Raw genomic sequence first — 10,877 nt, forward strand, 5'->3', positions numbered from 1 at the left:
AGGGCGCCAAGGGTTTCGATCTAAGCAATCGTGGAATCGATACGGTTTTCGTCGTGAAAGACGCGACTGGATTTCATGCTTATTTGAATTCTTGCCCACATGTGAATGGCGCCTCACTGCCGTGGAAGAAAGATGCGTACCTGGATTCCAGTGGTGCCGAGATTGTGTGTTCGGCCCATGGTGCTCGATTTGAACCTGCTACTGGGCTTTGCATTTCTGGGCCGTGTAAAGGAATGTCGCTAACGCGTATACCACTTTTCGTGAATGAAAATAACGAGATTTGTATTTTATATGACACTTGTAGTAAGGCGGATGCCTCGTCGGAATACGCGTAACGGTAATGGGTGAGCTTAAATTTTGAAGCGTGCGTAAGGTTATGTCTTATAAGAAAGGTAAATAATATGAGTGATGTGCTGTTTCAGTCCTTGCGGGTTGGTAATCTGGAACTCAAGAATCGTTTGATTCTGGGGCCGATGGCTGTTCTGCAGCCACAAAAAGATGGCCGTCCCAGTGCGCAAACCATCGCCTTTCTGGAGGCTAGGGCTCGCGGTGGGGTAGGCATGATCATTGTGGGTGGTGCTATCGGTACCCGCCGTGGTCATGACGAGGCACCTTTTCATCCGTTGTTAAGAATGGATATCGAGGAGTATTTGCCTGAGTTGCGGGAAGTGGCGGAAGTGGTGAAGACTCATGGCGTACCGATTATTGCAGAAGTGATGACAGGTTTTGGTCGAATGGGAGTTGCGAGAAACGGCGAAGATATTATTTCCGCTAGTCCTTTGAATGTTGTTATTCCCGAGAATCAGTTTCCTCAAGGCATTATTGTTCCGGGGGGGCGGACTACGCCAACGCCAAGGGAGGCGACCATCGCTGAAATCAAAGCGTTGGAGAGTGAAACTATTGAAAGTTGTTTACGAATGCAAAGAGCCGGTTGGGACGGCGTAGAAATTCCAGCACATCTGAGCTATTTCGCGGCATCCTTTTCCTCTCCACGGACAAATTGGCGCAAGGACGAATACGGTGGCTCCGTTGAAAACCGAGCACGCTTTCTGGTCAATATTGTTTCTGCAGTTCGTCAGCGCGCCGGTACGGATTTTGTTATTGGTCTACGCATTACTGCTACAGAGCGTGTCGAAGGCGGGCAGGATGCAAGCGGTTACGCTGAGCTCGCCAAGTTGGTAGAGGCGGCGGGGTTGGATTATGTGGCTTTGTCTGACGGTTGTTATGAAACAATGAGTGTCAGTACTCCGGCCGTCGATGGTGGCTTGATCGATAGCGGCGCTGCTAAAATATTCCGGGAATTGCTGCGCGTTCCGCTATTACTGCAAGGACTCCACGAACCGCAAAACTCGCGTTCGGCCATCGAAGAGGATTGCGGGGATGCGGTTATGCTGGCCAGGCCATTACTCGCTGATCCGAATTATGTGAATAAACTGAAGCAAGGCAAGGCTGAAGAAATCATTCGTTGTGATAGACAGAATTACTGTCTTCGCAGACTGGCATTCAATATGCCAGTGCGCTGTTTTGCAAACCCTGAAACTGGGCGAGAAGCGCGCATGGGGAAATCTGCGCCCTTGTCACGGTTGTTGCCTGCTATGTTTGAGCAGGTTGTTCTTGGCGTTACTGGCTCCAAGATATTTATGGGTTTGATTCGCCTCTTGTTGAAGCTCAAACCAGAGTAATTTTATTACAAACTTATGTTTTTTATCAGTCTTACTCCCAAATAAAGTAGGGTGTTGTTTTTGTTCAGCACATTTTTGGATGAGTAGCCAAAATACTTGTGCCTTTGGGCCATACCGTGGCCCTCTTTTTTGTTTTTCATGCCTCCTTTTAGTATTTTCTTATAGATTAGTTCGGAATTAAGCTGCCTAATTTCTAGTTAAGAAAAAGCGCCTTCATCTCCATTCTCCCTGAAAATGCATATTTATCTATAAAATATGTATTTTTTAAGCAAGTATTGCCATTTATTTTTTTATTTTCTCTATTTTGATACGGTTCGTTTACAAAGTGATTGATTACCTTTTCCGGATAAATTAGGATTGATTTAGAATTGAGTAGCTCAATTTTGTCTGTGTCAAAACCTTTTTTTGAGTTGAGGGCGACATCTTACGAGTAGTTCCGGGTTTACATCCTTTGATCTGATGATTGATGTTGTTCGTTCTGTGATGAAGGTGTTGACAAACAGACAGGTTTTAAAAGCTTTTACCTAAACAGTGAGTCGTTATGAAAAAACTAGATCTTGAAGAATTAAGCTTGTTTCGAACAGCTGCGTTTGTGAATGGCCGCTGGCTTGCTAGTGGCTCCCGGGGCGTGAAGTCTTTGTTTAACCCATCCACCGGCGCTTTGTTAGGTGAAATACCACGGCTGGGTCAGGAACAGGTCGCTGAGGCTATTGTGGCGGCAGACGAAGCGTTTAAAAGTTGGCGTTTGCGATCTGCAAAAGAGCGTGCGTGCATTGTTCGTAAATGGTTCGAGTTGATTGTTGAGTACAGCAACGATCTAGCTACGCTGATCGTTTTGGAAGAGGGTAAGCCCTTCGCTGAAGCAAAAGGGGAAGTCTCTTATGCGGCGTCCTTTGTTGAATGGTTTGCGGAAGAAGCCAAGCGTGTAAAAGGCGATGTCATGATGGCAACGGAAAGTACGCGTCGTATTGTGACACTTAAAGAGCCTATCGGTGTTTGCGCCGCAATAACTCCGTGGAATTTCCCGGCAGCAATGATAACGCGAAAGGCTGCTCCTGCTATTGCAGCTGGCTGTACGATGGTTGTTAAGCCTGCAGAGCAAACTCCACTTACCGCACTTGCTTTGGCCGAACTTGCAGCCAGAGCAGGTATGCCAAAAGGGGTGTTCAATGTTGTAACAGGCGAAGCGCGAGTTATAGGTGCCGAGTTAACGAGTAATCCTGCCGTTCGCAAAGTAACGTTTACCGGTTCAACAGAAGTGGGGCGCATGCTAATAAGCCAGTCGGCATCGACCATAAAAAAAGTATCGATGGAATTGGGCGGGAATGCTCCATTTATCGTTTTTGATGACGCTGATGTCGATGCAGCAGTGGCTGGGTTAATCGCCACTAAATATAGAAACACAGGTCAAGCTTGTATCAGTGCAAACCGTGTTTATGTACAAGACGCCGTCTATGAGATTTTCGCAGCAAAATTGGCGACGGCGGTCAATGCTCTCGTTGTAGGCGATGGTTTTGACGACGGCGTACAACAGGGCCCGTTGATTGACGGTGCAGCTGTTGCCAAAGTTGAAGAGCATATTGCAGATGCGATTAGTAGCGGGGCGCGAGTTATCGTCGGTGGGAAAAAGCACATTAGAGGCGGAAACTTTTTTGAGCCTACGGTTCTGGCCGATGTGACTCAGGCGATGAAAGTGTGTCATGAAGAAACGTTTGGACCGGTTGCACCATTGATTCGTTTCAGTGATGAAGCCGATGTTATCGCATTCGCTAATGACACTGAATTCGGTTTGGCTGCATATCTTTTTTCTGCGGATGCAAAACGCATATGGCGCACTGCAGCTGCCTTGGAAAGCGGTATGGTTGGTATCAACACCGGACTTATTTCCACCGAAGTTGCGCCTTTTGGCGGCGTAAAGCAATCGGGTCTTGGTCGTGAAGGTTCTATTTACGGGATCGACGAATATCTGGAAATCAAATACCTCGCTTGGGAAGGTGCAGGCTTTTAACGAGTATTGGAGTAAAAATAATGAGCCAAGAAACGATGACTGAAAAACAACAGCATAAATTGTCAAGTGTATCGCCTGTATTTGTTTCCGACGATATTGTTCGGCAGGTATTGGATTGGCCCTCAATGATTGATGCGTTAAGAAAAACGTATTCCATCCCTCATTCTGACGGAGTGAGTCCGCCGCGTGTTCTGGCGCGAGGTCCAGACCGTACTTGGATGCGTACTCTCACCGGGCTGGATCCTACGGGGCGTTTTATGGGTGTAAAGCAATTTGGTTTGTCGCGAGATTTTTGTATTGAATACCTGATCTCACTGTTTGATCAGCAAACTGGGCGAGTGACCGCGTTGCTGGATGCAGCTGCAATTACTGCAATGCGCACGGCTGGAACGACAGCGTTAGCGATGGATCGTTTGGCACCAACGTCGGCGGCTACACTTGGGGTGTTGGGCAGCGGTACTGAAGCGGCTACCCATGCTCGTGCAATTCACTCGATTCGTCCTCTTAAACAGTTAATCGTATTCAGCCCTACAGAAGCGCGCCGCAATGCTTTTGCCGAGGCATTTGAAGCGGAAACAGGTGTGCCGACGCGTGCTGTTAGTCATGCCGAGGAAGCAGTATCTGGCCAGGAAATGGTGGTTGGTGCTACCCGTACAATGGACGGTAAACCCGTGTTACACGGCGAGTGGTTGAGTCCAGAAACCGTGGTTGCTTCGATTGGTGCGACACTGCCTGATCACTACGAGGTTGATACCTGCGCTATTGAACAGGCTGGCATTATTATCGCCGACGTACCGGAGGAAGTCACCGAAGAGACTGGCTGCTTCATTACAGCTGCCCGTGAAGGTATTGCTTTTCACCATAAAGTTTTTTCACTCAACCAGTTGATGTTGGGCGAGGCAGATAAAGCGCTGCAGGACTGTCATTTCCGCCTTTACCGGTCAGTAGGTGGGCCGCTGCAAGATATAGCTGTTGCAACGCTTGCGTATGATCTTGCTGTGCAAAAAGGCTTAGCACAAAGCTTGCCTATCTCTTTTACCTCAAAACAATTTTAATCAATAATTTGGAGTTATTATGTCTCAGTATCTTCGTCTAGAAGCCCGGGAATGGACTAAAGAGTATATGCGCGGGGTTGATTGCGTATTGATTCCAACATTTACCGCTGACCTTAAAAGTCTGAACAAAGCTGCGATTCAGCATGATGTACGTAAGCTTATCGAGTTTGGTTTTGGTGGGGCATTACTCTGTGCCGACATCGCATTCAGCCCCGATGAGTATATTCAATTTGCTCAATGGGCTCATGAAGCAGCAGAGGGAAAGCTGCGCCTTGTTCATCACGCTGCTTATAACACCCTGGAGCAAAATATTGAAGTCGCGCAACGTGCAACACCTTATTGTGATTATGTGTTGCTCTGTTACCCAGCCAATTTCTATCCACAAACTGAGCAGGATGTATACAATTATACTCGAGCCTTTTGCGACAAGGTTGATATGGGTGTAATGCTATTCCCGGTACCCTTATGGAATTTCGGCCGGCTTCATCCTGCACAAATGTCTATGCCATTACTGCGACGCCTAGTGGATGATTGTCCGACCATCGTGGCCATCAAAGCGGAGGGTGACTTACCAGGTATTGGTGGTTTGCTGGATGTCTATCGCCAGTTTAAAGATGTTATTGTGTCGTGCCCACTAGAAGCTGAAATAGTTCCACTAATGGCCGAAATGGATTTTCAGTATAGCGGCACCAACTATTCCGCCTGTTATGGTGACTACTTCCCTCGCATGTTTGACGCTGCAGTAAAAGGTAATCAGGATGAAGCTATGGATATGTTCTGGAAGTTGCACCCAGCACGACAAGCACAATCAGCTGTTAACCAAGGTGTTTTATTTTCGGGTGTCCTCAATCGTATGATGTGGAAATTCCAGGATTGGACCATAGGTTTGAACGGTGGGCCGTTGCGTCAACCAACTGGGCGCATAAGTGATAATCTTATGGGGCAATGGCGTCGCGGAATTGAGGCCGTAGGTCTTGGTGTACCTCCTGAGCCTAATGCCAATTTCTATATTGGTCGGAACCCGGAATAGCCTGGTTATATCGCCGCAGTGGCGGAGGCAGCTTATTATTACGTAAAAGCTGCCGCCTGCTAACGGTGGTGTTTGTAAAATTTAAAGGTGGCAGGTTAAATGCTTATGCCGCTCATTATCTGCTTATTGTGTCTTCCAGTTCTTGCACGTAAAGTGATTGTTATTGTTTTGAGTGCTTTGTCTGAGTACAGGCGAGACATAGTTTCAGAAATTGCCACCTTTTCACTTTTGAAAAATCATGATTGATTCCGATATTGAAAAACTAAAAGACTATATTGCCAGCGCCAGGCGTCAGGGCGTAGAAAAATTGCCGCCGGAACCTAGGTTAAGCAGTGAAATTGGAGTGTCACGAGGGCGTTTGAGGACACTGTTAAGAAAAGTTGAAAGCGAAGGTTTAATTTGGCGACATGTAGGAAAAGGGACTTTCGTCGGGCATAGAGTTGACCATTTTCCGGAAGGGAATATGGCCTACTCGATCAGTGTCGATCAAGTGATTCAGGCGCGCTTGGCTCTTGAGCCACAGCTGGCGGCGTTGGCTGCAATGCATGCGAAGAATAGCGACATACAAGCAATGGAAGCCAGTCTAGAAGCGATGGCAAATGCGACATCTTTTGAGCACTGGAAGGCATTGGACGATAGTCTTCACCTTACCATTGCGTCTGCATCGCACAATTTTTTGTTAGTTTCGCTATATAAATCACTTAAAAATGAAGTGGATTATCATTTAAAGCTTCGCGTTGAATCTGTTTTCGGGACAGAAAAAAAAGCCCCTCAAAGGCTGCAAACGGAAGAAGAACACCGAGCTATTGTTGAAGCTATTGAACTTCATGACCCCGACAGCGCAGAAGCATTGATGTGTCAGCATATTCTATCTGTTAGAGCCAAAATGTTTGGCAACAGGCTTTAAAAATACCGTTTCTCATTTTTCTAGGGCAATATCGTGATTTTTTTAAAAGCTTCTTGGCAAATCAACCCAAAATTTAGGACGTTATATGACATTTATTGACCCAGCGTTGAATGAATTTACAGCTGATCAAAAAAGAGTTCTTCAGTCATTTGCTGGTCACTTGCCGCCTGTTCCAAACTCGGAAATGTTATTGCCGGCTGAAATTGTTTCACTCCCAGATTATCCTCACTGCAACGTTCGTGTGATTCGACCGGAAGGTAAGTTGAGAGGGGTGTATTTACATATTCACGGTGGCGGATTTCAGTTCGGATCGGCCGAAAGAAGTGATGCTGCTAACTCAATGCTTGCGCGATCTTGCCAATTCGCTACCGTCAGCGTTGATTATCGCTTGGCGCCACAGTATGTTTTTCCCGCTCAATTACAAGATTGTCTCGCCGCTGCTAACTGGTTGGTTGACTGCGCTAATCAATATTTTGATAGCGATGTGTTGTTGATTGGCGGGGATTCGGTAGGTGCAACACTGGCGGTACAGACACTTTTACAGCTTCGGGATAGTGGTAGACGCCACAAGCTGTTTCGGGCAGCAAATTTGGTTTTCGGTAATTACGACTTTTCAATGACTCCGAGCCAGCTTGCTGCGACATCCGCCCATTTTTTGTCGCCAGATATTTTGGCAGGTATCCGTGCAGCTGCATTTCCTGATAAAAGTTTAACGGAGTTGAGAGATGCGAGTATTTCCCCTTTGTACGCTGACCTTTATGATTTGCCCGCGGCTTGTTTTACGGTGGGTACCGATGACTCTGTATTGGATGACTCCTTGTTTATGACGCAGCGTTGGCTTGCGGCAGGAAATCGTGCACAAATTAATATATATCCAGAAGCCCCTCATTTATTTTTAAACTATCCCACCAAAATGGCAGAAAAAGCCTTTGAGGGAATTTTTCGTTTTCTACAAGATGCCAGTTGATTGCCTGTTACCGGTAGTGAATGTCAAAAGGTTTGATTTAATAACGTCTTTAAACAGCTTAATAACGTATAACTGTTAGACGTTTTAAGGAGCTCTGTTTCGTACTAAATCAGCCAAGCGACTCATGCAGTCTTGATCATGAATTACATAAGGATTTATCTGAGTCAGATGTAGATTGATAGCTTATTTTGCCAAATTTTTTTTGAGTATGACGGGATAAGAACTAATAGCTTTATGCTTACAGTAAGGGGGAAGTCCCCCCTTGTAACGCTTAGTGTATTATATTAAATCGGTTCTGCAATCTTCTTGCGTACTTCTTGGTATACGCCGATTGGATTTGCATTGGAGTCGAGATCTATCATCCATTGGCCCAATTGCATGGATTGTGTTGCGATATATTTAGCGCGGTCAAAGCGGCGCTCCATAAATCGTTCCAGACGTTGCTCCATGCTGGCCGGAGAATCTAATTCTTCAGCAAGTACAACCGCATCTTCGACCGCCATAGCCGCACCTTGTCCAAGGTGAGGGGTAGCCGAGTGGGCGGCGTCACCAATTAATACAACGCGGCCTTTATACCAGGGCTTTGGTACGATGCAGACTTCCAGTGGCCGGTATACCACCAGCGATGGATCGGTAATTTGTTCTGCAAAGCTGTCGATAATCGGGCCATAACCTGTCAGGCGTTTACGCATTTCTTCGGCCAGTGTTTCCGGCGGGAAATAGGGGTTACCCGGTTCGCAGCAGCAAACAAAGATATACATTTCTTCTTCGGTGAGCGGTACAGTTCCGATAGATCGGGTCGGGTCGGTAATATAGCCCTCCGCCCACTCCAGATCCTTCGGACGTTTGAGATTGTAGCGCCATACGCCCTGACCAAAAAATTCTGGCTTGTATTTGCCTGCGAACAGTTCTTCGCGCACTTTGGAGTAGGCACCATCTGCTGCGACAACAATATCGTAGGTGCCCTGAGTTCCATCGGTAAACTCAACCACTACGTGATCATTCGTTTGCTTGAATGATGTGAATGTCACCCCTTGGCGTAGAGGAATGTTGAGCTCTGACACTTTGTTGAATAAAACATCATGCAATGCGGGTCGTGCTAGGCCAAGATCTGCAGGGTATTCTTCGCCGATTGAAGAAACACCTTCGTCACGAGCAAGTTCTTTACCGTCATCATTTTTTAAAAAGCGCCAGCCTTTATAGGGGTAGCCGGCTTGGACGGCTTTATCGCCAACGCCAAGCTGGGCCAGTGCACGAATAAAATTACTTTGTACAATAATGCCTACGTGGTAAACCTGCCATTGCTTGTGCAGCTCCACAATTTCTACATCAATGCCGCGTTGGTGTAGTCCGATTGCTGTAGAAAAACCTGCGATACCGCCACCAATAACTAATACTTTTTCACTCATCTTTTTCTCCCGCCTTACGTTTTTAATCTGTTATTGCTTATGAATTACTTACCAATTCCTGGACAGGCGCGGAAGCCGCTGCCCCTGGTGTGTCGCCGGTAGGGTACAAGGTGTCTGGTGAACAAAAGCCCATATTCCACTCAATTTCATGCATAACAAACTCGGGTAGGTTGTGCACATAGATATGGAAACCAAAGAATTGTTCCCAAACACGTGGTTGCCAGCGATCATCCAGTACATCAATATCGGTACCGTATTCAGCTTCGCCGCCAGCAGGGCAGTGTAAGTACAGGAACGCACCAGAGCTGATTCTGTGTCGGCCTAATCCCCAGGTGGATTTCGGCCAACCGCGGCGTTCCATGTAGTTTTTTCCGGTCATCAGTTCATCGATGCTTTCAACACCGAAATTGGCATGGTGAAAGGCGTGCTCGCAAGCAAAACCGAGCGCCGGGTTATTGGCATCGGCAATAAACATGTTGTGATGATCTGTAGCGCCATCCGCGCGAATATAAACACCAGAACCTATCTGTAGATCTACCAGACGAAAATTCAACCGATCACGGTAAAACAACAGGGTTTCATTAACATCTTTATAGCCCCAAACCACGTGTTGAATTGATTTAGGAATAGCGCGGCGATGCCATTTGACCGTTTCATTGATGCGTTGGTGGCGTCCCGGCGAATTGGTTAAAGAGGGATGGCTAAAAACGGGTTGCTTGGTCCAGACTTTTAAGCCGATGGCCTGACCGAAGGCAGTTACAAAACGTATGGTGCCATCGGCGTCTTGTTTCAGTTCATGATCTTTCGCAAGATTATCGGTGAGTCGCTGCAGACTTTCCTGAGTATCCACGCCCCAGATGCATTCTCTTACACCGTTACCAACCATTTTGCTGTTTTGAAACCAGGGATCGTCATGCTTGCGGATATAGACATTGCTGCCTTCAGCCAGTTGGAAGCGAGCAACCTTGTGAATGTCATCCCGGTTAATTAAGGGCAGTCCATAATCTTCAAAAAACCGTGTTGAAGTATCAAAATCATCAACGCTATAAACCAATGTTTCTATGCCTACGATTGCCACATCTATACCCTCTGTTTTATCAATAATTTTTTAAATTTAAAGAAAGCTACTTTCTATTTAAATTCGAAACGTTCTGTTTCTTATTTGGAGTATATCAGTCACTGACCTTGGGTTATTGATTTGTATCAAGCTTAAGTACTTAAATTTTTTAATTGTTCGAATTGAACGCTTGCAAATGACGAGGTGAATTTTCTTGATGTCTTTTTAATTGTTTTAAAAGCATCTATATCGATTGATTGAAATAGATGCTTGTTAATGGCTCTCGAATGGTTTGATTCGAGAGCTTGGGTGATTACCCGTTTAATCGGTAGAAACGGTTTACATGTTTGGCAGATATTAAATTCTGCTGTCCCCATAAATCATTTCCCGAGCCAGAGAGGCTTTGGGCTTGGGGATCTCAGATCCCGACACAGGGCTGACCGGCAGAATCGCATTGATCTGCCCCGTACCGGAACTGCCAAAATAGGGAGTAACTACTTCAGCTGGCTGATCATATTCAGACCAGCCCAGTGCCCCTAACAGCATTGCGGTATCGTGCATAAAGCCTTCGCCGTGTCCTTTCGCCGCATATTCAGGCAACATTTCACAAAAGGTTCGCCACTGTGCCTGCTGCCATATATTTTCACCAGGCTGAACGTCTGCGATAACTGCGTCCAAACGCTCATGGCGGGCATTGGCTTGCGCGTTTCTGGCAGCCAGAAATAGACCGTCAGCCAGGCGGCAAAACCATAAACAGCGCTG

Annotated in this window: 10 protein-coding genes; 7 read left to right on the forward strand and 3 right to left on the reverse strand. The window is 46.5% G+C overall.

What is annotated here, in order from left to right; translation table 11 throughout:
* From G8764_RS21940 to G8764_RS21970, 7 genes are all read left to right on the forward strand, one after another.
* The coding region (locus G8764_RS21940) for a Rieske (2Fe-2S) protein (protein ID WP_166168442.1) at positions 1 to 335 on the forward strand (335 nt) is incomplete at its 5' end.
* A 66-nt stretch (positions 336 to 401) separates the two neighbouring features.
* Entirely contained in the window at positions 402 to 1,682 is a 1,281-nt protein-coding gene (locus G8764_RS21945) for an NADH:flavin oxidoreductase (RefSeq protein WP_166168445.1), read from the forward strand.
* A gap of 541 nt (positions 1,683 to 2,223) precedes the next feature.
* Positions 2,224 to 3,690 carry an NAD-dependent succinate-semialdehyde dehydrogenase gene (locus G8764_RS21950; protein WP_166168448.1) on the forward strand — a complete coding sequence of 489 codons (1,467 nt, stop codon included), beginning with the start codon at positions 2,224 to 2,226 and terminating at the stop codon, positions 3,688 to 3,690.
* A 20-nt stretch (positions 3,691 to 3,710) separates the two neighbouring features.
* Positions 3,711 to 4,745 carry an ornithine cyclodeaminase family protein gene (locus G8764_RS21955; RefSeq protein ID WP_166168451.1) on the forward strand — a complete coding sequence of 345 codons (1,035 nt, stop codon included), beginning with the start codon at positions 3,711 to 3,713 and terminating at the stop codon, positions 4,743 to 4,745.
* Between the two features lie 19 nt (positions 4,746 to 4,764).
* Positions 4,765 to 5,775, forward strand: a complete 1,011-nt coding sequence (locus G8764_RS21960) for a dihydrodipicolinate synthase family protein (protein ID WP_166168454.1) — start codon at positions 4,765 to 4,767, stop codon at positions 5,773 to 5,775.
* Positions 5,776 to 6,013: 238 nt separating this feature from the next.
* A complete protein-coding gene (locus G8764_RS21965; protein WP_166168457.1) occupies positions 6,014 to 6,682 on the forward strand; it encodes a FadR/GntR family transcriptional regulator in 669 nt (222 codons plus the stop codon).
* A gap of 85 nt (positions 6,683 to 6,767) precedes the next feature.
* Entirely contained in the window at positions 6,768 to 7,649 is an 882-nt protein-coding gene (locus G8764_RS21970) for an alpha/beta hydrolase (protein ID WP_166168460.1), read from the forward strand.
* Between the two features lie 284 nt (positions 7,650 to 7,933).
* On the opposite strand, the gene G8764_RS21975 is transcribed toward G8764_RS21970, so the two are convergent.
* The 3 genes from G8764_RS21975 to G8764_RS21985 all read right to left on the reverse strand — a co-directional run.
* Positions 7,934 to 9,058, reverse strand: a complete 1,125-nt coding sequence (locus tag G8764_RS21975; RefSeq protein ID WP_166168463.1) for an FAD-dependent monooxygenase — start codon at positions 9,056 to 9,058, stop codon at positions 7,934 to 7,936.
* Between the two features lie 37 nt (positions 9,059 to 9,095).
* A complete protein-coding gene (locus G8764_RS21980) occupies positions 9,096 to 10,136 on the reverse strand; it encodes a VOC family protein (protein WP_166168470.1) in 1,041 nt (346 codons plus the stop codon).
* Positions 10,137 to 10,472: 336 nt separating this feature from the next.
* Positions 10,473 to 10,877: DODA-type extradiol aromatic ring-opening family dioxygenase (locus G8764_RS21985; RefSeq protein WP_481859753.1), on the reverse strand; the 405-nt coding region annotated here is incomplete at its 5' end.

Origin of the sequence: Pseudomaricurvus alcaniphilus, assembly GCF_011440395.1 — a bacterium.
Lineage (GTDB): Bacteria > Pseudomonadota > Gammaproteobacteria > Pseudomonadales > Cellvibrionaceae > Pseudomaricurvus > Pseudomaricurvus alcaniphilus.

Coding starts and splice junctions, on each gene's coding strand:
- G8764_RS21945 (WP_166168445.1), top strand. CDS start 402: ATGAGTGATGTGCTGTTTCAGTCCTTGCGGGTTGGTAATCTGGAACTC.
- G8764_RS21950 (WP_166168448.1), top strand. CDS start 2,224: ATGAAAAAACTAGATCTTGAAGAATTAAGCTTGTTTCGAACAGCTGCG.
- G8764_RS21955 (WP_166168451.1), top strand. CDS start 3,711: ATGAGCCAAGAAACGATGACTGAAAAACAACAGCATAAATTGTCAAGT.
- G8764_RS21960 (WP_166168454.1), top strand. CDS start 4,765: ATGTCTCAGTATCTTCGTCTAGAAGCCCGGGAATGGACTAAAGAGTAT.
- G8764_RS21965 (WP_166168457.1), top strand. CDS start 6,014: ATGATTGATTCCGATATTGAAAAACTAAAAGACTATATTGCCAGCGCC.
- G8764_RS21970 (WP_166168460.1), top strand. CDS start 6,768: ATGACATTTATTGACCCAGCGTTGAATGAATTTACAGCTGATCAAAAA.
- G8764_RS21975 (WP_166168463.1), bottom strand. CDS start 9,058: ATGAGTGAAAAAGTATTAGTTATTGGTGGCGGTATCGCAGGTTTTTCT.